The organism is Bradyrhizobium sp. Crot121, from assembly GCF_059512385.1.
Genome location: NZ_JCAMOR010000013.1, coordinates 61,089 through 83,418 on the forward strand (window position 1 = coordinate 61,089; position 22,330 = coordinate 83,418).

Annotated in this window: 18 protein-coding genes; 3 read left to right on the plus strand and 15 right to left on the minus strand. The window is 64.8% G+C overall.

The annotated features are described in order from the left end of the window. Window positions 1–221: 221 nt before the first annotated feature. Window positions 222–3,161, minus strand: coding sequence for a pyruvate, phosphate dikinase (ppdK, locus tag AC5ZGW_RS14555; RefSeq protein WP_165435187.1), 2,940 nt, complete (start codon window positions 3,159–3,161; stop codon window positions 222–224). Between the two features lie 111 nt (window positions 3,162–3,272). Then, entirely contained in the window at window positions 3,273–3,428 is a 156-nt protein-coding gene (locus tag AC5ZGW_RS14560; RefSeq protein ID WP_080663951.1) for a DUF3096 domain-containing protein, read from the minus strand. 351 nt (window positions 3,429–3,779) lie between these two features. Here AC5ZGW_RS14560 and AC5ZGW_RS14565 point away from each other — a divergent pair, with 351 nt between their 5' ends. Continuing rightward, window positions 3,780–4,142 (plus strand): DUF1236 domain-containing protein, encoded by a 363-nt coding sequence (locus AC5ZGW_RS14565; RefSeq protein ID WP_028166907.1) that lies wholly within the window; start codon window positions 3,780–3,782, stop codon window positions 4,140–4,142. 124 nt (window positions 4,143–4,266) lie between these two features. Here AC5ZGW_RS14565 and AC5ZGW_RS14570 read toward each other — a convergent pair whose 3' ends face one another. The 7 genes from AC5ZGW_RS14570 to AC5ZGW_RS14600 form a co-directional block, all read right to left on the minus strand. Further along, window positions 4,267–5,358: a hypothetical protein gene (locus AC5ZGW_RS14570; protein ID WP_130225594.1), complete on the minus strand. Its 1,092-nt coding sequence runs from the start codon at window positions 5,356–5,358 to the stop codon at window positions 4,267–4,269. Between the two features lie 234 nt (window positions 5,359–5,592). Beyond that, window positions 5,593–7,707 carry a glycine--tRNA ligase subunit beta gene (gene glyS, locus AC5ZGW_RS14575; protein ID WP_130225595.1) on the minus strand — a complete coding sequence of 705 codons (2,115 nt, stop codon included), beginning with the start codon at window positions 7,705–7,707 and terminating at the stop codon, window positions 5,593–5,595. Further along, on the minus strand, window positions 7,707–8,642 hold the full coding sequence (locus tag AC5ZGW_RS14580; protein WP_130225596.1) for a glycine--tRNA ligase subunit alpha: 936 nt from the start codon (window positions 8,640–8,642) through the stop codon (window positions 7,707–7,709). Before AC5ZGW_RS14580 ends, glyS begins: the two co-directional genes overlap by 1 nt. Window positions 8,643–8,857: 215 nt before the next feature. After that, window positions 8,858–9,049, minus strand: coding sequence for a hypothetical protein (locus AC5ZGW_RS14585; protein WP_028166903.1), 192 nt, complete (start codon window positions 9,047–9,049; stop codon window positions 8,858–8,860). 214 nt (window positions 9,050–9,263) lie between these two features. Continuing rightward, entirely contained in the window at window positions 9,264–10,175 is a 912-nt protein-coding gene (locus AC5ZGW_RS14590; RefSeq protein WP_130225597.1) for a S49 family peptidase, read from the minus strand. 234 nt (window positions 10,176–10,409) lie between these two features. Then, window positions 10,410–11,186, minus strand: coding sequence for a methyltransferase (locus tag AC5ZGW_RS14595; RefSeq protein WP_130225598.1), 777 nt, complete (start codon window positions 11,184–11,186; stop codon window positions 10,410–10,412). After that, the gene (locus tag AC5ZGW_RS14600) at window positions 11,179–11,406 is read right to left on the minus strand and encodes a putative signal transducing protein (protein WP_028166900.1); all 228 of its coding nucleotides are present in this window, start codon (window positions 11,404–11,406) and stop codon (window positions 11,179–11,181) included. The genes AC5ZGW_RS14595 and AC5ZGW_RS14600 overlap by 8 nt, the downstream gene beginning before the upstream one ends. A gap of 169 nt (window positions 11,407–11,575) precedes the next feature. Between AC5ZGW_RS14600 and AC5ZGW_RS14605 the strand changes: the two genes are divergently transcribed. After that, window positions 11,576–12,586, plus strand: coding sequence for a polyprenyl synthetase family protein (locus tag AC5ZGW_RS14605; RefSeq protein ID WP_130225599.1), 1,011 nt, complete (start codon window positions 11,576–11,578; stop codon window positions 12,584–12,586). Window positions 12,587–12,782: 196 nt separating this feature from the next. Here AC5ZGW_RS14605 and AC5ZGW_RS14610 read toward each other — a convergent pair whose 3' ends face one another. The 3 genes from AC5ZGW_RS14610 to AC5ZGW_RS14620 form a co-directional block, all read right to left on the minus strand. Beyond that, window positions 12,783–13,670, minus strand: coding sequence for a 4-(cytidine 5'-diphospho)-2-C-methyl-D-erythritol kinase (locus tag AC5ZGW_RS14610; protein WP_130225600.1), 888 nt, complete (start codon window positions 13,668–13,670; stop codon window positions 12,783–12,785). 29 nt (window positions 13,671–13,699) lie between these two features. After that, on the minus strand, window positions 13,700–15,484 hold the full coding sequence (locus AC5ZGW_RS14615; protein WP_130225601.1) for a tetratricopeptide repeat protein: 1,785 nt from the start codon (window positions 15,482–15,484) through the stop codon (window positions 13,700–13,702). A gap of 308 nt (window positions 15,485–15,792) precedes the next feature. Then, the gene (locus tag AC5ZGW_RS14620; protein WP_130225602.1) at window positions 15,793–17,451 is read right to left on the minus strand and encodes an electron transfer flavoprotein-ubiquinone oxidoreductase; all 1,659 of its coding nucleotides are present in this window, start codon (window positions 17,449–17,451) and stop codon (window positions 15,793–15,795) included. Between the two features lie 143 nt (window positions 17,452–17,594). Here AC5ZGW_RS14620 and AC5ZGW_RS14625 point away from each other — a divergent pair, with 143 nt between their 5' ends. Continuing rightward, window positions 17,595–18,428: a uracil-DNA glycosylase gene (locus AC5ZGW_RS14625; RefSeq protein ID WP_130225603.1), complete on the plus strand. Its 834-nt coding sequence runs from the start codon at window positions 17,595–17,597 to the stop codon at window positions 18,426–18,428. A gap of 173 nt (window positions 18,429–18,601) precedes the next feature. Here the strand turns inward: AC5ZGW_RS14625 and AC5ZGW_RS14630 are convergent, their stop codons facing one another. From AC5ZGW_RS14630 to AC5ZGW_RS14640, 3 genes are all read right to left on the minus strand, one after another. Then, complete coding sequence (locus AC5ZGW_RS14630; protein ID WP_130225604.1) at window positions 18,602–20,107, minus strand: glycosyltransferase family 39 protein; 1,506 nt, start codon at window positions 20,105–20,107, stop codon at window positions 18,602–18,604. Between the two features lie 87 nt (window positions 20,108–20,194). After that, window positions 20,195–20,938, minus strand: a complete 744-nt coding sequence (gene rnhB / locus AC5ZGW_RS14635) for a ribonuclease HII (RefSeq protein WP_035691520.1) — start codon at window positions 20,936–20,938, stop codon at window positions 20,195–20,197. 204 nt (window positions 20,939–21,142) lie between these two features. Next, window positions 21,143–22,306: a PA0069 family radical SAM protein gene (locus AC5ZGW_RS14640; protein WP_130225605.1), complete on the minus strand. Its 1,164-nt coding sequence runs from the start codon at window positions 22,304–22,306 to the stop codon at window positions 21,143–21,145. Window positions 22,307–22,330 lie beyond the last annotated feature (24 nt).

Sequence of the window (22,330 nt, forward strand, 5' to 3'; positions counted from 1 at the left end):
GTGAGCGCGGGTTACAGTTCGATTTCAGCACGCGGAAAGTTGGGTTACGCCTGTAATGCGTTTTCCCTTGGCAGCGCGCGTTGCCGCGCTCCATTCCCGCGACCGTCGTCATGGCCGGGCCTGTCCCGGCCATCCAGGTCCTTCTGCGCGTCCAAAACGTGGATGCCCGGGACAGGCCCGGGCATGACGAGATGCTCTTAGTTGTCAGCCGGCGCTAAGCGTCACGCCTGGCTCGCGATCGCCTTGCCGAGCGCCGCTTGCGCTGCGGCCAGACGCGCGATCGGCACGCGATAGGGCGAGCACGAGACATAGTCGAGCCCGACCTCGTGGCAGAACGCGACGGAAGCGGGATCGCCGCCGTGCTCGCCGCAGATGCCGACCTTGAGGTTGGGACGCGTCTTGCGGCCGCGCTCCACGCCGATCCTGACCAGCTCGCCGACGCCGTCGCGATCGACCGAGATGAAGGGATCGATCTCGAGGATACCCTTGGCGATGTAGGTGCCGAGGAAGCTCGCGGCGTCATCGCGACTGATGCCGTAAGTGGTCTGGGTCAGGTCGTTGGTGCCGAAGGAGAAGAACTCGGCGGTCTCGGCGACCTTGCCGGCCATCAGGCAGGCGCGCGGCAGCTCGATCATGGTGCCGACCTGGTAGGTCAGCTTGGCGCCGGTCTCCTTCGTCACCGCATGCGCGGTGGCGTCGATCCGCGCCTTCACCAGGTCGAACTCGGCCTTGGTGGCGATCAGCGGCACCATCACCTCGAGGCCGACGGCCTTGCCGGTGCGCTTGCCGGCTTCGACCGCGGCCTCGAAGATCGCGCGCGCCTGCATCTCGGCGATTTCAGGATAGGCGATCGCAAGACGGCAGCCGCGGAAGCCGAGCATCGGGTTGAACTCGGCGAGTTCGCGGGCGCGATCGGCGAGCCGGCGCGGATCGGTGTTCATCGCGCGCGCGACTTCCTCGATCTCGGCCTGGGTGTGCGGCAGGAACTCGTGCAGCGGCGGATCGAGCAGGCGGATCGTGACGGGGAGGCCCTTCATGATCTCGAACAGCTCGACGAAGTCGGCGCGCTGCATCGGCAACAGCTTCGACAGCGCGGCGCGGCGCGATTGCTCGTCTTCCGACAAGATCATCTCGCGCACCGTGCGGATGCGCGTCTCCTCGAAGAACATGTGCTCGGTGCGGCAGAGCCCGATGCCCTCGGCGCCGAACTTCACCGCGGTGCGCGCATCATCAGGGGTGTCGCCGTTGACGCGAACGCCGAGCTTGCGGACGGCATCGGCCCAGCCCATCAGCGTGCCGAACTCGCCCGACAGCTCCGGCTCGATCATCGGCATGCGCCCGGCCAGCACCTGGCCGATGCCGCCATCGATGGTGATGACGTCACCCGCCTTGAAGGTGCGCGAGCCCACGCTCATCGTGCCGCGGCCATAGTCGACGCGGATGGCGCCGCAGCCGGAGACGCAGGGCTTGCCCATGCCGCGCGCCACCACCGCGGCATGTGAGGTCATGCCGCCGCGGGTGGTCAGGATGCCCTCGGCCGCGTGCATGCCGTGGATGTCTTCTGGGCTGGTCTCGACACGGACGAGAATGACCTTGCGGCCGTCAGCCTGCAGCTTGGCAGCTTCGTCGGAGGAGAACACGATCTCGCCGGACGCCGCACCCGGCGAAGCCGGCAGGCCGGTGCAGATGATATCGCGCGTCGCCGCCGGATCGATGGTCGGGTGCAGCAATTGATCGAGCGAGGCCGGATCGATCCGCGTCACCGCATCTTCTTTCGAGATCAGGCCCTCATTGGCGAGCTCGACGGCGATGCGCAGCGCCGCCTTCGCGGTGCGCTTGCCGCCGCGGGTCTGCAGCATCCACAGCTTGCCCTCTTCGACCGTGAACTCCATGTCCTGCATGTCGCGGTAGTGCTTTTCGAGCAGCGTGTAGATCCGCGTCAGCTCCTTGAAAGCGTCGGGCATCGCGGTTTCCATCGAGGGCTTGTCGGAGCCGCTCTCCTGACGCGCGTACTCGGTGATGTCCTGCGGCGTGCGGATGCCAGCCACGACGTCCTCGCCCTGCGCGTTGATCAGGAATTCGCCGTAGAGCTTGCTCTCGCCGGTCGAGGGATTGCGGGTGAAGGCGACACCGGTCGCCGACGTCTCGCCCATATTGCCAAACACCATCGCCTGCACATTGACGGCAGTGCCCCAGGACTCCGGAATGTCGTGCAGCTTGCGGTAGGTGACCGCGCGCGCGTTCATCCACGAGGAGAACACCGCGCCGATCGCGCCCCATAGCTGGTCGTGCGGATCCTGCGGGAACGGATGGCCGGTCTCGCGCTCCACCGCTTCCTTGTACTTGCCGACCAGCTCGACCCAGTCGTCGCCGGTAAGGTCGGTGTCCAGCGAATAGCCCTGGCTGTCCTTGAAGGTGTCGAGGATGTCTTCGAAGTGATGGTGCTCGAAGCCGAGCACCACGTCCGAATACATCGTGATGAAGCGGCGGTAGCTGTCATAGGCAAAGCGGCGGTCGCCGGAGAGATCGGCCAGCGCCTCCACGGTCTGGTCGTTCAACCCGAGATTGAGCACGGTGTCCATCATGCCCGGCATCGAGGCCCGCGCGCCAGAACGGACCGAGACCAAAAGCGGGTTCTTGGCGTCGCCGAAGATCTTGCCAGTCAGCTTGCCGACATAATCGAGCGCCTTCTCGACCTGCGTCTTCAGCTCCTTCGGATAGGTCTTCTCGTGTTCGTAGAAATAGGTGCAGACCGAGGTCGGGATCGTGAAGCCGGGCGGCACCGGCAGGCCCAGATTGGCCATCTCGGCGAGGTTGGCGCCCTTGCCGCCGAGCAGATTACGCATCTCGGCTTTGCCCTCGGCCTTGCCGTCGCCGAAGGTGAAGACCCACTTGTTGGGCTTGATCGCCGCCGCGGCCGGCTTTGACGCCGGCGCTTTCGTCACGGATTTTGCCACCGGCTTGGCGGGGGCCTTAGCAGCAGCCTTAACAGGAGCCTTGGCAACAGGAGCCTTGGCGGGAGCTTTTGCCGCCACCTTTGGCGCGCTCTTCTTCAGCGCCTTTCGCGCCGCCGGGGCGGCCTTGCGGGCCGGGGCGGATGGCTTTGATTTCGCTGCGCTTTTCTCTGCTGCTTTCTTGGACTTGGCGACGGCTTTGGCCATGGCTTTCAACAATCCGGAGTGAGGGGCAAGAAGATGGGCGCCTTACACCACTTTGGTGTGTCGGGCGCAAGCTGCGAACGGCGTTTCGATCCTACAAACGGCGTTTCGATCCTACAAATGCAGCCAGCGTAAAAGCCCCATGCCGACCAGGCCCACGAAGATCAGGTAGATCGCGACGATGAAGTTCAGCAGCCGCGGCATGACCAGGATCAGAATGCCTGCGATCAGGGCCACGATGGCAGGGACATGCGCAGCGGTGATGACCATTTGAGGAAGCTCCAGCGGATTTGTTCGGAAAGGAAATCGAATCGAGGCGGGTATTGTACTGGCATCGCGTTTTCGAGCGAAGTGTTACCGGTTTCGCATGAAGGAAACGCGTCAAACCTAGGATCCGCCCCACCCGCCAGCACGGCCAGCTATTTGCGACGTTTGACGCTTCAATCGGTTCCGCTATCCACGAAAATTGCTCAAAATTGCCGCGGATATGGCCGCGCTTTTTGCGGAACATCGACGCTCGCGATGCATTGGCCTCACATTGTGCATCGGCAAAAAGCCAGCACTCGCGGCGTCTCGAAAGGAGACCCGCCTTAACGCAAAATCGTCGCGAAGGAGTGAGCCATGCGAAACCGATTCCTTGCCGTTGCAGCGATGGCGTGCGCGATCAGTGCACCGGTCGCGGCGCAGGCGCAGAGCAGGACCACCACCGGCGTCGTCGGCGGCAACACCGTCGTAGTCGAAGAAGGTGGCGGGATCACGGTCGACCAGCGGCCGGCATTCCGTGAATATGTCGTCCGCGAACGCGTGCCGGACTATACGATTTCCGATCGCGTGGCAGTCGGCACCGTGCTGCCGGAAACCGGCGTGACAGTCTACGACGTACCGCAGCGCTTCGGCTCAACGCCGTTCCGCTACACCGTCGTGAACGGCGAGACCGTGCTGGTCGAGCCGCGCTCGCGCCGTATCGTTCAGGTGATCGACTAGCGATCAACCAGCTTTCGCCTTGAGCGAGTAGTCCGGGCGCCGTGCAAGCGGATGTGCGCGACAGCGACCGGACCCAAGAGCCCCGCCTGGCCCTCCCCTCCAGGCGGGGCTTTGCTTTGTCAAATTACGATCGCAGCATCGAGAGCAGCGTCGATGTCGACTTGTAGTTCTTGATCGCGGCATCCTGGAATTCGGGCGTCCAATTCGCGGCCTGCCGCTCTTCGGTGCTCATCGAGGAATAGGCTTTCAGGATGCCTAGGCTGAGCTGGCGCGGATCGCCGGTCGATTGGCTCTGCTTCAGCGCGTCGAGGATCGAGGCGCGGGTCCGCGCATTCAATTCCTGCTTGGCCGCATAGACCTCCTCGCCGGAAAAGCGATTGCCCTGATTCAGGGTGATTGCCGACAGCGAGCGGTTGTCGAGTGGGGACAGATCGGCCAATTGCCCGGTCTTGCGCCCGGGATCATAGACCAGCTCCTTGCCATTGCTGGCCGCCTCGCTCTTCTGACGATCGAGAAACCCGCGCACGTCGCCGGCGATATCGCTGAAGTCACGGCTCTTGTTCGGCGTAGGCGTGACCGTGCCGGCAAGCGCCGCCGCGATCGGATCGCCGGCAATTCCCGTTGGCGCCACCGTCGGGTCCGTCTGCGTCGCCTGATAGCCCTTGAACACCGCGGCGCGCTGGGCGGCCCAGGTCGCCGTCGCCTTCTCTTCGGGGCTCGCGCCATCGAGATAATCCAGCGCTGCCTTGTAGCTGACATTGTAGTCGCCGGTCAGACGCGTGGTCGCCAGCGACGGCGCAAGCGCGGCATCGAAGCGCTGCTTCAACGCGCCGGCTGCCACCGCCTGCTCATCGGGGCTGAACTTGCCGCCATTGTTGGTCGAGATCGCAAACAGCGAGCGCCGATCCAGGCTCGAGAGATCGATCGTGGTCTTGCCGTCGACCAGCGGCCCCTTCACGCCGGCTGCCGCATAGAGCCGGTCGAGCGTCGCGCGTGCGTCGTTCGTGACTATCGTGAAGTCGAGCGGCGCCCCTTTTGCGAGCTGTGCGCGGGCCGCTTCCGACAAGGTCAGGTTGGTCGCGCTGTTGGACGCGAGCGGATCGTTGGTCGCGCTGTCATTGGACAGCGTCGATGCCAGCGACGGCGTCGCCGCCGCCCGCGCATAGGCCGAACCATATTGGGCGTAAGGATTGAGCGCCGTGCCGATGGAGGTCATCGGGAAATTCCTGCATTTGCGCGCGGGCGATTTCCTTAAGAAACCGTTCACACGTCGCGACCTTGGCAGGACGTGGTTAACAGGGCGTAAATGTTGCGGGATATTTCCGCCGCCCCTGTCGCCGTCATTCCAGGGGGTCCGAAGGACGAACCCGGAATCCATCGGGCGGCAGAGTACGCGGCGAAATGGATTCCGGGCTCGCGCTTCGCGCGCCCCGGAATGACAGCGTCAGGATCAATCCTGGATCTTCGAGAAATCCGCCACCGCGCGCGTCGCGGCACGGATCTCATTCAGCAGCTTCAGCCGGTTCTCGCGCACCTGCGGGTCGTCGTCATTGACCTTGACCTTGTCGAAGAACGCATCGACCGCCGGCCGCAGCGTCGCCATCACGCTCATCGCACCGGCAAAGTCCTCACGAGCTACCGCGCTACTTGCCTCACGCTTGACTTGATCGATCGCCTGCGCCAGCGCCTTCTCCTCGTCCTGCCGATAGAGCGACGGATCGGGCGCGCCGTCGAACGTCCGCTTGTCCCGCTTCTCCTCGATCGCAAGGATGTTGCCCGCACGCTTGGTGCCCGCGAGCAGGTTCTTGCCGTCATCAGTGTCGAGGAATTTGCCGAGCGCCTCGACACGACGGACCACGAGCAGGAGATCATCCTGTCCGCCGAGCGAGAACACGGCGTCGACGAGATCGTGCCGCGCGCCCTGGTCGCGAAGCTGGACCTTCAGGCGATCGGCGAAGAAGACCAACAGCGACGGCGCGATAGCAATCGGACTCTCAGAGGCCTTTACAGCATCACTCTCAAGCAACGTGCTGACAAAGGTCGTGATCGTCTTGATGAGGCTGGTACGAATATTGTTCTCGAGGATAAGCCTGATCACCCCGAGCGCCGCGCGCCTTAGCGCATACGGGTCCTTGCTCCCCGTCGGCTTCTCATCGATCGCCCAGAAGCCAACCAGCGTATCGATCTTGTCCGCCAGCGCGACCGCGACGCTCACGGGATCAGTCGGCACACGATCTGCCGGCCCCTGCGGCTTGTAATGCTCCTCGCTCGCTGCAGCGACCGACGCATCTTCGCCTTGCGCCAGTGCGTAGTACTTGCCCATCAGCCCCTGCAGCTCGGGGAATTCGCCGACGACTTCCGTCAGCAAATCCGCCTTCGCGAGATGCGCGGCGCGCTTGGTCTTCTCGACATCGGCGCCGACCAGCGGCGCGATCTCCGCGGCCAATCGCTCGATCCGCTTGATGCGCGCGCCCTGCGTGCCCAGCTTCTCGTGGAACACGATCTGGTCGAACTTCGGCAGCCGGTCCTCGAGCTTTGTCCTCAGATCCGTCTCGTAGAAGAACTTCGCATCGCTCAGCCGCGCGCGGATCACGCGTTCGTTGCCGGCGACGATGGCCTTGCCGCCGTCGGTGGCCTCGATGTTGGCGGTGAGGATGAACTTGTTGGTCAGCTTGCCCGTATTGGGATCGCTGACCACGAAGCATTTCTGGTTGTTGCGGATGGTGGCGCGGATCACCTCGTCCGGGATCGACAGGAATTCCTTGTCGAACGCGCCCATCAGCGCGACCGGCCATTCGACGAGGCCGGCGACCTCATCCAGCAGCCCCTGGTCCTCGACCAATTCAAAGTTCTGTGCCTGCGCCAGCGTCTTTGCATCCGCCAGGATCACGTCCTTGCGCGCCTGCGGATCGAGCACGACCTTGGCCGCCTGCAGCTTGGCTTCGTAGTCATGAAAATGGCGCACGGAGATCGCAGCCGGGGCCATGAAGCGGTGGCCAAACGTCGTCTGCCCCGCCTCGATGCCATCGACCGAGAAATTCACCACATCCGGCTCCTCGGTCTCCGGACCGAAGGTGGCGGTGATCGCGTGCAGCGGACGCACCCAGGTCAGCGCGCCGGGCCTCGCCGAACGCGCGCCCCAGCGCATCGATTTCGGCCAGGGGAAGGTTCTGACGATGACCGGCAGGATCTCGGCGAGCACGTCGAGCGCGGGCCGGCCCGGCTTCTCGATCAGCGCGATGTAGAAATCGCCCTTCTTGTCGCTCTGGATTTTTGCATCGTCGATCGAGGCAAGACCCGTGGCCTTCAAGAATCCCTGGATCGCGGGCTCAGGCCCGCCGACGCGGGGGCCGCGGCGCTCTTCCTTCAAGTCCGGCTGCCGCGCCGGAATGCCGTGCACGGTCAGCGCCAGCCGCCGCGGCGTCGCGAACGCGCGGGCACCTTCGTAGACCAATCCCTCGGCGACGAGCTTGTCGGTCACCATGCGGCGCAGATCGTCCGCCGCCTTCGCCTGCATGCGCGCGGGGATTTCCTCGGAAAACAGTTCGAGCAGAAGATCAGGCATCAGGCGGCCCTGCCGGCTTCGGTGTGGATCCAGGCTTCGCCGCAGGCCTTCGCCAGTTCGCGCACCCGCAGGATGTAGCTCTGCCGCTCCGTCACCGAGATCACGCCGCGCGCGTCGAGCAGGTTGAACACGTGGCTTGCCTTGATGCACTGGTCATAGGCCGGCAGCGCCATCAGGTGCTCCCGCTGGTTGCCGCCCTCACGCCAGCCGGCCGCGAGATATTTCTTGCAGGCTTCCTCGGCCATCCTGAACTGCTCGAACAGCATCGCGGTATCGGCAATCTCGAAATTGTGCCGCGAATATTCCTGCTCGGCCTGCAGGAACACGTCGCCATAGCTCACCTTCTCGGCGCCCTCGCGGCCGTTGAAGTTCAGGTCGTAGACGCGGTCGACGCCCTGTACATACATCGCCAGCCGCTCGAGCCCGTAGGTGAGCTCACCCGCGACAGGCGCGCATTCGACGCCCGCAACCTGCTGAAAATAGGTGAACTGCGACACTTCCATGCCGTCGCACCAGCATTCCCAGCCCAGCCCCCAGGCCCCGAGCGTCGGGCTCTCCCAATCGTCCTCGACAAAGCGGATGTCGTGCAACGCCGAATCGACGCCGATCGCAGCCAGCGATTTCAGATAAAGCTCCTGGATGTCAGGCGGCGACGGCTTCAGGATCACCTGGAACTGGTAATAGTGCTGGAGCCGGTTGGGGTTCTCGCCATACCGGCCGTCCTTCGGCCGGCGCGAGGGCTGCACATAGGCCGCGTTCCAGCGCTTGGGGCCGAGCGCGCGCAGCGTCGTGGCGGGATGGAACGTGCCGGCGCCGACCTCCATGTCGTAGGGCTGCAGGATCACGCAGCCGTAATCCGCCCAGTAGCGCTGCAGCGTCAGGATCAGTCCCTGGAACGAGCGTTCCGGGCGCATATGGGCAGGCAGAGAATCCATCGTCGGCATCGGTCTCGCGATGAGGGGTTTGAAAGCGCGCGGACCGTATCGGCGCGAAGACGGGGAATCAAGGCGAACGCACCTGCCGACTGCGCGAAAGACGCGTCCCACGTGCGCCGTCATGGCCGGGCTTGTCCCGGCCATCCACGTCTTTGGCATCCGCAGGAAGGGCGTGGATGCCCGGGTCAAGCCCGGGCATGACGAGTATGCGAGGCCTAGCCCGGCCGGTAGGCGCCGGTGACGGGGTCGCGGCGCAGGGTCGGAATCTCGTTGCGGCTGACGGCCTCGGCCATGTGGGCGCGACGCGCCTCTTCCAGTTCCTCGTTGATCCGCACGGCCGTGCGATAGGCCCAGCGGACCACGGCGAGCCCTCCCAAAACGCCCGCAAATGCGATCATGGCTGGCATCGGTCGATCCTTGTCGTTCACCTCTCAGGCCCCCAATACCTAGTATTTTCGCTTAAGCTGGGGCGGCCCGCAATCAACCTTTTGGTATCGGGTGCGGCAAACGGCAGCAGCTTCAAAGCGTTTTCGAGCGAAGTGGACACCGGTTCGCGTGAAGAAAACGCGTCAAAATAAAGAATCTGGACCTTCGGTTCTGATTCCAATCAGAACCGAAGGTCTAGAACCCGAATTTTGCCCAGATCGCCCGCGTTTCCAGCGCCGAGATCAAATCGTCCGGCAGTCCTCCGAGCGGGTCCAGCGCCGCCAGCGAACCCGCGCCCGGCGCCCGCCTGCCCAGGAGCCCCGACAACAGCCCGCTCGCGGGCGCGATCACCGGCGTCAGCACCTTTTCGCCGTAGCGGGCGCGGAGCGTCGAGCGGAGGTCTCCGATCCCGTCCGCTAGGCCGAGGGTGATAGAGGATTCGCCCGCCCAATATTCGCCGGTGAAGAGCACATCGTCGGCGCCTTTCAGCCGCGCGCCGCGGCTCTGCTTGACCAGCGCGATGAAAATCTCGTGGATCTCGCGCTGGATCGACTTCAGCCGCGCCACCTCCTCGGGCTTCTCGGGCAGGAACGGATCGAGCATCGCCTTGTGTTCGCCGGCGGTATAGAGCCGCCGCTCGACGCCGATCTTCCGGATCAGTTCCTGGAAGCCGAAGCTGCCGCCGACCACGCCGATCGAACCGAGGATGGAGGACGGATCGCAGAAGATCTCGTCGCCGGCACAGGCGATCATGTAGCCGCCGGAGGCCGCGACGTCCTCGACGAACACCAGGACCGGCAGCTTCTTCTCAGTGGCGAGCTGCCGGATCCGCAAATAGATCTGGCGTGACTGCACCGGCGAGCCGCCGGGCGAATTGATCACCAGCGCCACCGCCTTGGCGTTGCGGATCGCGAACGCGCGTTCGAGCGTCTTGGCGACGCCGGCGAGCGTCATGCCAGGCCGCAGCGGCGTCACCGCGCCGATCACGCCCGACAGTCGCACCACCGGCACCACAGCCATGCCACGCCGCAGCCGCGCCGGCAGCCAGCCCTCGAGCCTCTCGAGGAAGCCCGGCAGCCCGGGGCGATCAATTCTTTGTTCACTCATTCCCGTTACCTCGAATTAACCGTTTTTTATCGCACCACTGTCATCCAGTGATGGAACGCCCCTTGCATCGCGGTGTTCTAGCTGCAATCGCGCAGCGGAGAGCAAGATGAAAATCTATCTGCTGATTTTGCTGATCGGTACCCTGCTCGCGGCGGTTCACTTTACCGCAGCACCCGAACGGCAATCGGACAGGCTCCCGCAGCAGTAACACGACACGTCCGCGGTCCGGCATCTTCATCCGGCGAGCGGCAATATCCCCTTCCCCATCAAGCTCTCCTGTACCTCTTTATTAGGCACGCCCGACTCGTCATTGAGCACGAGAGCGGCGTGGAGGCGCGTCGGCGCGCGGCCACCTTTGACCGCGCGAAGCAGGATGCGGCCCGCCGCCGCGGTCACATCGGCGTGAACGGGCAGGATTTCAAGGCTGCCGAATCCGCGATCGAGCGCGGCCAATACCTCGGCAATGCCATCGGCGCGCCAGATCAGCGTCAATTCTCCCCCGGATTTCAGGATGCGCCGCGCGGCATGGATCCAGCCCGGCAGGGTTTTCGCCGACGCGATGTGCGCGACCTCGCGGGCCCGGTCCGGCGAAGCGCGGTGGCGCCTGGAATCATTGAAAGGCGGATTCATCAGCACGACATCGACGCTATCGGGCGGCAGGCCGGCGGCGGCAAAGGCCTCCGCTGACGATTCGACGTCGAGCACGATCACCTCAGCGGCAATCGCATTGGCGGCGGCGTTCGCGCGCGCCAGTGCCGCAAGCTGCGCGTCGATCTCGACCAGCACCAGACCGATGCCGGCAACGCGTTTGGCCAGCGCAAGGCCGGCGGCGCCGACGCCCGCGCCGAGATCGGCCACGCAATCGCCGTGACGCGCGCGCGTCGCGGCGGCGAGCAGCATGGCGTCATGCCCGGCGCGGTGACCCGACTTGAGCTGTCGCAGCAGCAATCGTCCGCCGAGAAAGGCGTCCTCGCTGACGTCGTCACCGTGCTCGGTGACGTCTTCACTCATCGGCGCGCAATTCATGCGCGAAACCCGCATCGGCCAACAACTCGCGCGCGGCGCGGTTGTCGTCCTCATGGACCAGGATCCGCCGCGGCAGGATGCCGAGCGATCCCTCGATGACGCTCATGTTCTGGTCCAGCACCAGATGATGGATATTGGCGCTGTCGAGCAATGCTGTGATCGCAGACACCAGCACCATGTCATTGGTTCGGACCAATTCCCGCAAGTGTTCGTTCTCCATGTTTCATGCCCAGCGCAGACCATGCGACAGATGTCAACAGCTTCGTACTATTGCCGCCCCAGCGCGCAGTTTCTATTGTAGCCTTCAGGCGCGGTGATCGAGTTGCCGGATCACGCCCTAGGATAGTGTGAATTCGGCAAATTTGGAGACCAGCGTGGCGGTTATTGTCCCCTTTGAAAACCCGTCGAACGCTTCGATAGACCCGCTGGTCACCCTGGTCGCCGCCGACATGGAACGCGTCAATGCGACCATCCTGACGCGGACCGGCTCCGAGGTCACCATGATCCCGGAGGTCGCCAACCACCTGATCTCCTCCGGGGGAAAACGCCTGCGGCCGATGCTGACATTGGCGATGGCCCAGCTCTCCGGCTATTCCAGGGACGGCCATATCAAGCTCGCCGCCGCCGTCGAGTTCATGCATACCGCAACCCTGCTGCATGACGACGTGGTCGACGAAAGCGAGCTCCGGCGCGGCAAATTGTCGGCACGGATGCTCTGGGGCAACGAGGCCAGCGTGCTGGTCGGCGACTTCCTGCTCGGCCAGGCCTTCCGCATGATGGTCGAGGTCGGCTCGTTGCGCGCGCTCGACATCCTCTCCTCCGCCGCCGCCACCATCGCCGAGGGCGAGGTGATGCAGCTTGCCGCCGCCAAGAACACCGCGACCACCGAGGATGAATATCTCGCCGTGATCCGCGGCAAGACCGCGGAATTGTTCGCCGCCGCCTGCGAGGTCGGCCCCGTCATCGCCAACCGGCCGAAGGCGGAGCAGACCGCCTGCCGCTCGGTCGGCATGAATCTCGGCATCGCCTTCCAGCTCGTCGACGACGTGCTCGACTATGGCGGCAAGTCCGCCAAACTCGGCAAGAATGTCGGCGACGATTTTCGCGAGGGCAAGATCACGCTGCCGGTGGTGCTGGCCTTTCGCCGCGGCAATGATAGCGAACGCGAGTTCTGGGTCCGGGCGCTGGAGCAAGGCGAAATCCGCGGCGGCGATCTCGACCACGCCATCGGCTTGATGACCAAGCACCGCGCGCTCGAGGACACGCTGACCCGCGCCCACCACTACGGCGCCATGGCCGTCGACGCGCTGGCGCTGTTTCCGCCCTCACCGATGAAGACCGCCTTGGAGCAGGTCGTAGCCTTCTGCCTGGCGCGCTCGCATTGAGCGACGCGTAGGATGGGTAGAGCGCAGCGAAACCCATCGGTACTTGCGGTACGATGATGGGTTTCGCTTCGCTCTACCCATCCTACGAAGCTGGAATCGTAGGGTGGGCAAAGCGCAGCGTGCCCACCATCCGCACTCCGCTCGTGATGGTGGGCACGCTTCGCCTTGCCCACCCTACAAGATCTACAAATCAGTCTCAGCTCAGCACGCCCGAATGCACCCACCAGATGGGGTGCTGGCGGCGCAGCTTCTCGGCGGCGCGCTGGGCGTCGGCGGTGTTCTCGTAGATCGCAAAGCATGTGGCGCCGGAGCCGGACATCCGCGCGAGCCAGGCGCCATCGGTGGCGTTGAGCGCGGCGATCACCTCGCCGATCACCGGCTGGATGCGCGCCGCCGGCGCTTCCAGGTCGTTCGAGCTGCCGGCAAGGGCCTCGACCCATTCTTCGAGCGAGCCGCCCTGCTCCGGCCAGGACGGCGCCTGCAGCATCACGTCGGTGGCGCCGACCAGGAGGTCGCCGGGGCGCAAGCCAAGCTCCGCGAACACGTCCTTGGTGGCCACCGGGATCCGCGGATTGACCATGACGCACGGCAGCTTCGGCAGGTTGAGCGGCATCAGCGTCTCGCCGACCCCGGTCATGTCGCAGGCATGCGAGGCGACGCAGACCGGCACGTCGGCACCGGTTTTCAGCGCAACGTCACGCAGACGCTCGTCGTCGAGGGCGAGATCGTTCAGTCGCGCGAGCAGCCGCAGCGCCGCCGCGGCATCGGCCGAACCGCCGCCGATCCCGGCGGCCACCGGCAACACTTTCTCCAGCACAAAGCTGCCGGCCTTCAGGCCGGGAACGCGCTCGCCGAGCAGGCGCGCGGCCTTCAGCACGAGATTATCAGCGGTCTCGCCGCAGGCCTCCGCCATCGGCCCTGACGTCGTGAGCGTGAGTTCTTCGCCCGGCGTCAGCGTCAGGCGATCGGCACAATCGGCGAACGCCACCACGCTTTCAAGGTCGTGATAGCCGTCGACGCGCCGCCCGATCACCCGCAGGGTCAGGTTGACCTTGGCACGTGCGTCCTCAATCAGCGCCGGCATCGACAAACCGCCCCCATAATAGCTTTGGATCAGCCGCCCTTGCCGTCTTCTTTCTTCTTCTCGACGGCGGCGGCGTTGTTAGAGGCGTCCTCCGGCAGGCCGTTCTCGATCTTGGCTTCGATCTTCGGCAGTTCGTCGGCCTCCGGCTTGAGGTCGCGCGCATGCGCCCACTGGAACTTGGCTTCGAGCGTGCGGCCGACCCGCCAATAGGCATCGCCGAGATGGTCGTTGATGGTCGGATCTTCCGGCTTGAGGTCGATGGCGCGCTCGAGCTGCTTCACTGCCTCATCGTAATTGCCGATGCGGTAATAGGCCCAGCCGAGCGAATCCACGATGTAGCCGTCGTCGGGGCGCTGCTCGACGGCACGCTTGATCATCTTCATGCCTTCGTCGAGATTGATGCCCTGATCGATCCAGGAATAGCCGAGATAATTCAGCACGTGCGGCTGCTCGGGCTGCATCTCCAGCGCCTTGCGCATGTCAGCTTCGGCCTTGGTCCACTGCTTGGAGCGCTCCTCGCAGATGCCGCGGTAGTAGTAGGTAACCCAGGCGTTCTTGTCGCCAGCCGTCGGCATGGCATCGATCGCCTGCGTGTAGGTGCCGGCGCAATCGGCGAACTTCTTGCGGCCACGCTCGATATTGCCGAGCGCCATGATGGCCTCGATGTCCTTCGGCGATTCGGCGGTGAGCTCCTTCAGGATCTTGATAGCCTCGTCGCTGCGGTCGGCGGCGTCGAGATCGGTCGCAAGCTGAATCTGCGCGTTGCGCTTCAGCGGCGATGAGGCCGGCATCCGCTCATAGATCTTGATCGCCATCTGCGGTTTCTTGACGCTCTCATAGAGGTCAGCGAGCGAAAGCAGCGCCAGCGGATGATTGGGCTGCAGGTACAGCGCAAGCTGCAGATAGACCAGCGCCAGATCCTCGCCGCCGCGGCGCGTCAGCGTCGCGCCGATGCCATAGAGCGCTTCGGCCGCACCGGACTGCGCCGAATCGACCAGCGGCGATAGCTTCTTGCCGGCCTTGGCCTCGCGGATGCCCTCCTGCACCAGCGGATGGCGCGGCAACTTCTTGTCGAAGGCCTCATAGAGGGACGTAGCGGCAGCCGCATCCTTGTTCCGCGACGACCAGCGCGCATATTCGTCCACGATCCGCAACATGGAATCATCGAGCTTGTAGGCGCGCTCGAAGCGGGTGCCCGCGTCCTTCTCCTTGCCGGAAAGCTCCAGGATCATGCCGGCGTGGAGATCCTTGAACAGCGGATACCATTCCGGACCGGTGAGCTTGTCGATGTTGGCGACCGCCACCTTGGCATCGCCCGCGCCATAGCTCGCCCAGGCTGCCAGCAGCGTCGCGACCAGGTCGGTGATCGGTCCGCGGATCGACTGGTTGACGTTGACCTGCGCGGCCGCGTACTTCTTCAGCTTCAGGTCGCGCACACCGACGACGAGCCGCGCGACGCGGTTCGACTTGTCCTGCGCGAGGATGCGGTCGGCAAGCTTGACGGCCTCGTCGATGTCGCCTTCGGCCAGCGAGGAGATGAAGGCGCGGTCGAGCAGTTCGTTGTTCTTCGGATCGGTGCGGAGTGCCGAGCGGTAAAATGCCGCAGCGGAGGCCGCATCGCGCTCGACGCTGGCGTGGCGGGCGGCGAGATAGCTGCCGGCCGTGGTCAGCGATTTCAGGTCGTTCTTGGTCGGAAACTGCGCCGCGTTGTCGGCAGGATGATCCGGCGTCTGCGCATAGAGCGCGCCAGGTGCGGCGAGCATGGCCAGGCTGAGAGCAGCAATCGTCCAGCGGTTAAAGCGTGTAGAAAGCATCACGGTTCGCCTTGCTCCAAGGGATTTACGGCGGGATTAACGGCGGCGATCTCTCGGGATCAGTGTCGAATGCAAACCCAAGCGGCGGCATCCCGGCCAGCGACAATGCCGTTTTTGGCCTTCAACCGCAAGGACACGGGTGGCGAATCGATTGGCAGATTGGCCTTCGAAGCCGCCGATTTAGCCAACAATACCGGAAAACGCTTCCAGTGTGGCGGTATCGTGGCCGGTGCGGCCCGATTATCGGAGCATCCACTCACGCAATTGTGGTCACCCCCGGCTTTATATCGCTGCTTGCACCACCAAGGTCACATCGCCTCATAGTTCGGCCCGCCGCCGCCCTCGGGCGGAACCCAGGTGATGTTACCGTTCGGGTCCTTCACGTCGCAAGTTTTGCAGTGAACGCAGTTTTGCGCGTTGATCTGGAAACGCGGCCCTGAGGCTTCCTCGACCCATTCATAAACGCCGGCCGGGCAATAGCGGTTGGACGGGCCGGCATAGACGTCGTGCTCCGACATCTTCTGCAGGTTCATGTCGGGGACCTTGAGATGGACCGGCTGGTCCTCCTCATGGTTGGTGTTGGAGAGGAACACCGAGGACAATTTGTCGAACGAGATCTTGCCGTCCGGTTTCGGATAGGCGATCGGCGCGTGCTGTTTCGCCGGGTCCAGCGTCTTGCGGTCGGGCTTGGCGTGCGACTGGGTTCCGAACAGCGAGAAGCCCAGCGTGTTGCACCACATGTCGAAGCCGCCGAGTGCCACGCCGAGGATGGTGCCGAACTTCGACCACAGCGGCTTGACGTTCCTGACACGATGGAGGTCCTTGCCGATGGCGGACTCGCGCCAGGCGTTTTCATACTCCACGAGCTCGTCATTGGCGCGGCCGGCGCCGATCGCCGCCACCACATGCTCGGCGGCGAGCATGCCGCTGCCCATTGCGTTGTGGACGCCCTTGATGCGTGGCACGTTGACGAAGCCGGCCGCGCAGCCGATCAGCGCGCCGCCCGGGAAGGTCAGCCGCGGCACCGACTGGTAGCCGCCTTCGGTGATGGCTCGCGCGCCATAACCGAGCCGCTTGCCGCCTTCGAGCACGGCGCGGATCGAGGGATGCGTTTTGAAGCGCTGGAATTCGTCGAACGGCGACAGATACGGATCGTCGTAGTTGAGATGCACGACGAAGCCGACCGCAACGCGGTTGTCGTCGTAGTGATAGAGGAACGAGCCGCCGCCGGTGGAATTGTTGAGCGGCCAGCCGAAGGAATGCTGAATCAGGCCCTTCTGGTGCTTGGCGGGATCGATCTGCCACACCTCTTTCAAGCCGATGCCGAATTTCGGCGGCTCGCTCTTGGCATCGAGCTGATACTTCGCGATGAGCTGCTTCGACAGGCTGCCGCGCGCGCCTTCCGCGAACAGCGTGTATTTGCCGACGAGCTCCATGCCGCGAGTGTAGGAGTCCTTGTGCGAGCCGTCCTTGGCGATGCCCATGTCGCCGGTGGCGATGCCGCGCACATTGCCATTGTCGTCATAGAGCACTTCGGCGGCAGCAAAGCCCGGATAGATTTCGACGCCCAGCGCTTCCGCCTTCGGCGCCAGCCAGCGGCAGACATTGCCGAGCGAGCCGATGTAGCAGTGATGATTGTTCATCAGGGGCGGCATCATGAAGTTCGGCAGCCGGATCGCGCCGGCGGCCGTCATCCAGTAGAAGCGGTCGTCCTTCACCTGGGTCTTCAGCGGACAGTCGGCATCCTCGCGCCAGTCCGGAATCAATTTGTCGAGCGCCGCCGGATCGATCACCGCGCCGGAGAGGATATGCGCGCCGACCTCGGAACCCTTCTCCACCACGACGATGCTGAGATCGGGATTGAGCTGTTTCAGCCGGATCGCAGCCGAGAGGCCCGACGGTCCGGCGCCGACGATCACGACGTCGAATTCCATGGATTCGCGGGGCGGTAATTCTTCGGTGCTCATGGTCTCTTCTCAGCCCGGTTGAGAACGCTTCTAATTCGTTAGGCTGCGTTGTTTCCGATTTTTGTCGCGAGGACAACCATTGAAATGCATTTCGCGACGGCGCGATGCATCCTAAATTGCGGGCGGAGGACTTGTATCCCACCATGACGCCCGAGCCTGCCCCTACCTTAAAGCAATTGCTGGCCTTTTACCTGGAGGCCGGGGTCGATTGCGCGCTTGTTGACGAGCCGATCAACCGGCTTGCGGAGGCCGAGCCTGTTCCCGCCGCACCGCCGCGCGAGGGGGCGTCGCCGCGTCCTCAGCGCGAGATGCCGCCTGCGGCTCCGACAGTTCCGCGCAGCGAAATCACCATCGCGCCGGATGCGGCGGTTGCGTCTGCACGCGAGGCGGCACGGACCGCGCCGACGCTGGACGCGCTGCGGACGCTACTGGCGAATTTCGACGGCTGCGCGCTGAAGCATACCGCGACCAAGCTTGTGTTCGCCGACGGCAATCCGGCGGCGCGGGTGATGTTCGTGGGCGAAGCGCCTGGGCGTGACGAGGACATCGAAGGCCTGCCCTTTGTCGGGCGCTCCGGCAAGCTCCTGGACCGGATGATCGCGGCGATCGGGCTCGACCGCAGCAAGGCCTATATCGCCAACGTGATCCCGTGGCGGCCGCCGGGCAACCGCACGCCGACGCCGCAGGAGACGCAGGTGTGCCTGCCCTTCATCCAGCGCCAGATCGAATTGGTGAATCCCGACGTGCTGGTCACGCTCGGCAATCCCTCGACACAGGCGCTGATCGGCACGCGCGAGGGCATCATGCGCACCCGCGGCAAATGGTTCGACTACGACACCGGTACCCGGACGATCCGCGCCATCGCCACCTTCCACCCCGCCTATCTGTTGCGCTCGCCCTCCTACAAGCGGATGTCATGGCAAGACCTCCGCGCCATCGCGAAGGCGCTGGGGCAGCAGAGTTCGTCCTCATCCTGAGAGACCGTAGGATAGGCACGCTGCGCTTTGCCCACCCCACGCTTTCCCCTCATCCTGAGAAGCCTGCGCAGCAGGCGTCTCGAAGGATGGCCACGGGCGAGACTGGGGCCTCATGGTTCGAGACGCGCGAAGACGCGCTCCTCACCATGAGGGGCTGACGGCGAGAAACAGGCCTACGGCCCCTTCGGCCGCACGATGGCCCAGCCGATCCTGAGCAGCGGCTGCCGGCCGTTGACCAGCCATTCGAACGATCGCGGCACTTCCGGCACCAGGTCCGGGAAGCGTTGCGCGATCTCGGGCGGCGGCGCGCCCGACGTATCGGACGCGCGCCAGACGATCAGTCCGCCCGTCTCATTAAGCTTCGCCGGCGAGAGCCAGGGCGTCCGCGGCCTTCCGTCGAGCAACAGATGCGGGCGCCGTGGGTCCATCGCGATCAGACGCGCCAACTCGGGATCGCCGGCCACCGCGCGCAACCGCTGGTTGGTGCGCCGCTCAAAACTGTCGGCGAAGAAATGCCCGATCGAGGCCGCCGGCATGGAAGTCCTCACTTCGGCTGTGCCGGTCCAGGGCACGAACAGCGTCGCAGCGACGACGGCCAAGGCCGGCGCGGCAATCGCCGCCGCCCAGGCCGAGCGCAACAACCGCTGGCGGTAGAGATGGATGAGATCGCCGGCATTGACGATCACGGCCAATCCCGACAGCAGCAGCGCGACGCCGGCGCCGCCGACCACGTGGTCGAGATGGAACAGGCCGGCGAGCAGGCTGCCAATCAGCGCCGGCGCGAAGGCGAAGAAATAGACGAACTGCCGTCCCAGAGGATCGAGCGGCGGCCGGCCGATGATCGGCGCCTCCTCCGGCTTGCGGGCGAACCAGGCAGAATTGAGGGCGAGGAGCAGCGCGATGCCGGCCATCGACACCACCAAGCCGCCGAGCAGCACGCCAGAGCGCGTCACCCGCGCGCGCAAATCCGCGACATCAGGCAGCGGCGGCAGCGTCACAACATCCGAGCGCATCAGCCAGATCAAGTAAGGCAGCGCCAGCACGATCACCACGAGCAGCGCAAACAGCGGATCAAGCGAGGCCAGCGTGCGGCGTCCGCGTGCAGTCGCCAGCGCAAAGGCCAGGACCAGCAGGATCATCCCGATCGCCACCGGTGTCGTCAGCAACAACAGGCCGCAATCGATCGACCACGCGAACCAGGCGCTGCGCCGGTTCTGGCCGAACAATTGCCAGGAATGCAGCAGCAACAGCGCCCAGAGCGGGCGCGCCAGCACCAGCGGGCCGAACTCGAGGCCGGGCGAAGAGAAGGCGGTGACCGTCATCGTGAGCAGCACCGCGAGCACCGCCTGCTGTCCGCCAATGATGGCGCGGCCAAGGTGATAGAGGCTCACGAAGGTCGCGATCGCGCAGATCTGCGCCAACAGATAGATGCCGAAGACGTGATTGCCGGCGGCGCGGAACGCGATGTCGGCGAGCCAGAAGGCGAGCGGCGGGCCGAGATCGGTGCCGACCTGGTATTCGCGGCCGAAGGCGAGCACGGTCGCGACATCGCCGGGCGGGCTGCGATAGATCAACAGCGGCACCAGCAGCCACAGCGCGGCCTGCGCCAGCACCACGATCCAGACCACGAGCCGCGGCCGGGCGCGGATCAGTTCGACGACCAGGGAGGTGAAACGCATGCGCCCAAAATGCCCGGAACCAGCCCTGTGTGCGGCCTCAATCGATCCCGAGATTGATAAAGGGCCGACGCGATGGAGGCAACGGGGCTAGGCAGCCGTCGCCTCGGCCTCGATGGTCGGGTCCACCGTGAAGAGATCGGGCTCGATCGTTTCCGGAAAATGCTTCTGCCGCGCGGCGATCACGGGCGCGAAGAAGCTGCGGTGATGCGCGCTCGGGCCGAGGCGATCCAACGCCTCCAGATGTTCCGGCACCGCATAGCCCTTGTGCTGTTCGAAGCCATAGCCGGGACAATCCAGCGCCAGCGCGCACATCAGCCGATCCCGCGTCACCTTGGCGATGATGGAAGCGGCTGCGATCGACATCACGATGCCGTCACCGCCGATCACGGCCTCACAGTCGCAAGTCACGGCGACCTTGTCGCGGCCGTCGACGAAGACATGCTTGGGTGCCTCCGGCAGCGCCTGCACGGCGCGCGCCAACGCCCAGAGCGAGGCGCGCAGGATATTGTCGCGATCGATTCGCGCCGGCGAAGCGAAAGCCACCGCAAACGCCGACGTCGCGCAGATCTGCTCAAACAGCTCTTCGCGCCGTTCTGCCGTCAGCCGCTTCGAATCGTCGATGCCTTTCGGGATCCGCTTCGGGTCGAGCACCACGGCCGCGGCCACCACGGGACCTGCCAGCGGGCCACGTCCGGCCTCGTCGCAGCCGGCAATCGGCCACACCCCGCGCTTGATCAGCGCGCGCTCGCGCCGAAAGCTCGGTGGCGTCACCGCGATCACGCCTTTTGCCGGTTTGACCGGCTTTTTCTTCTCAGACTTGTCCCGACTCATGGGCGCGACTGTGCTGAAGCAGCCGCCGCCGCGCAACCGGGAACCCGGCGCTCGTCCCCATTATTCAGCTTTTTGAGGCAGACATTCCGATCTTTCCTCCGTCATTGCGAGCGCAGCGAAGCAATCCACCTCTCCGCTTGCGGAGATATGGATTGCTTCGTCGCTACGCTCCTCGCAATGACGGAGAGGGACGCAATGACGGTCCTAAAACAAGCTCAACTGCTCGCCGCTCTGCTTCGGCTTGACGAAATGGTCGGTCGTCAGCTTCGAGCGGCGCTTGTTCAGGCCGAGCTTCTCGCAGGCGATCTCGAACCTGCGGCCGATCATCCAGGCCATCGGCCCGGTGCCCTTCATCCGCGTCCCCCACTGCGAGTCGTAGTCGCGCCCGCCGCGCATATCGCGGATCAGGGTGAAGACGTGACGGTAGCGATCCGGGTAGTTCGCGAGCAGCCATTCCCGGAACAGGTCGCGCACTTCCAGCGGCAGCCGCAGCAGCACGTAACTTGCTTCCTTGGCGCCGGCATGCGCCGCCGCATCGAGGATGCGCTCGATCTCCGAATCGTTCAGCGCGGGGATCACGGGCGCCACCATTACGGTGGTGGGGATGCCGGCATCCGAAAGTCGCTTGATCGCCTCTAGCCGCTTCGGCGGCGTCGAGGCGCGCGGCTCCATGGTGCGCGCCAATTTGGCATCGAGCGTCGTCACCGACAGCGCGACCTTGACCAGGTTGCGCTTCGCCATCCGCTGCAGGATGTCGATGTCGCGCACGACCAGCGCCGATTTGGTGACGATGCCGACCGGATGGCCGGCGCGCTCCAGGGTTTCGAGGATGCCGCGCATGATCTTGTGTTCGCGCTCGATCGGCTGGTACGGATCGGTGTTGGTACCGATCGCGATCATGCGCGGCTCATAGCCCGGCGCGGCGAGCTCCTTCTCGAGCAGCGCCGGCGCATCAGGTTTTGCCAAAAGCTTCGATTCGAAATCCAGTCCTGGCGACAGGCCGAGATAGGCATGGGTTGGCCGCGCGAAGCAGTAGACGCAGCCATGCTCGCAACCGCGGTACGGATTGATCGAGCGGTCGAAGCCGATATCGGGCGAGTCGTTGCGCGCGATCACCTTGCGCGAGGTGTCGAGCGAGACAGTGGTCTTGAACGGCGGCAGGTCTTCCAGGCTCTGCCAGCCGTCGTCGAACGTAACGCGCGCCTCGGCCTCGTAACGGCCGCTGGCATTGGATTGCGCGCCGCGGCCGCGCCGCCGTTCGCGCTCGATCGCGACCGCGAGTTCGGGAAACGCGGAGGGCGCACCCGCCGGTGTGGAGGGCGCCGTCACCGGCGGGTGCTTGAGGGCATGAGAGGATGCTCGGCTCATGCTCTGAAGCTAGCACGTCGTAAG

Coding starts and splice junctions, on each gene's coding strand:
- AC5ZGW_RS14570 (WP_130225594.1), bottom strand. CDS start 5,358: ATGACCTCCATCGGCACGGCGCTCAATCCTTACGCCCAATATGGTTCG.
- AC5ZGW_RS14585 (WP_028166903.1), bottom strand. CDS start 9,049: ATGCCAGCCATGATCGCATTTGCGGGCGTTTTGGGAGGGCTCGCCGTG.
- AC5ZGW_RS14560 (WP_080663951.1), bottom strand. CDS start 3,428: ATGGTCATCACCGCTGCGCATGTCCCTGCCATCGTGGCCCTGATCGCA.
- AC5ZGW_RS14610 (WP_130225600.1), bottom strand. CDS start 13,670: ATGCCGGCGCTGATTGAGGACGCACGTGCCAAGGTCAACCTGACCCTG.
- glyS (WP_130225595.1), bottom strand. CDS start 7,707: ATGCCTGATCTTCTGCTCGAACTGTTTTCCGAGGAAATCCCCGCGCGC.
- rnhB (WP_035691520.1), bottom strand. CDS start 20,938: ATGAGTCGGGACAAGTCTGAGAAGAAAAAGCCGGTCAAACCGGCAAAA.
- AC5ZGW_RS14590 (WP_130225597.1), bottom strand. CDS start 10,175: ATGAGTGAACAAAGAATTGATCGCCCCGGGCTGCCGGGCTTCCTCGAG.
- AC5ZGW_RS14615 (WP_130225601.1), bottom strand. CDS start 15,484: ATGCTTTCTACACGCTTTAACCGCTGGACGATTGCTGCTCTCAGCCTG.
- AC5ZGW_RS14640 (WP_130225605.1), bottom strand. CDS start 22,306: ATGAGCCGAGCATCCTCTCATGCCCTCAAGCACCCGCCGGTGACGGCG.
- AC5ZGW_RS14625 (WP_130225603.1), top strand. CDS start 17,595: ATGACGCCCGAGCCTGCCCCTACCTTAAAGCAATTGCTGGCCTTTTAC.
- ppdK (WP_165435187.1), bottom strand. CDS start 3,161: ATGGCCAAAGCCGTCGCCAAGTCCAAGAAAGCAGCAGAGAAAAGCGCA.
- AC5ZGW_RS14565 (WP_028166907.1), top strand. CDS start 3,780: ATGCGAAACCGATTCCTTGCCGTTGCAGCGATGGCGTGCGCGATCAGT.
- AC5ZGW_RS14620 (WP_130225602.1), bottom strand. CDS start 17,451: ATGAGCACCGAAGAATTACCGCCCCGCGAATCCATGGAATTCGACGTC.
- AC5ZGW_RS14630 (WP_130225604.1), bottom strand. CDS start 20,107: ATGCGTTTCACCTCCCTGGTCGTCGAACTGATCCGCGCCCGGCCGCGG.
- AC5ZGW_RS14580 (WP_130225596.1), bottom strand. CDS start 8,642: ATGGATTCTCTGCCTGCCCATATGCGCCCGGAACGCTCGTTCCAGGGA.
- AC5ZGW_RS14595 (WP_130225598.1), bottom strand. CDS start 11,186: ATGAGTGAAGACGTCACCGAGCACGGTGACGACGTCAGCGAGGACGCC.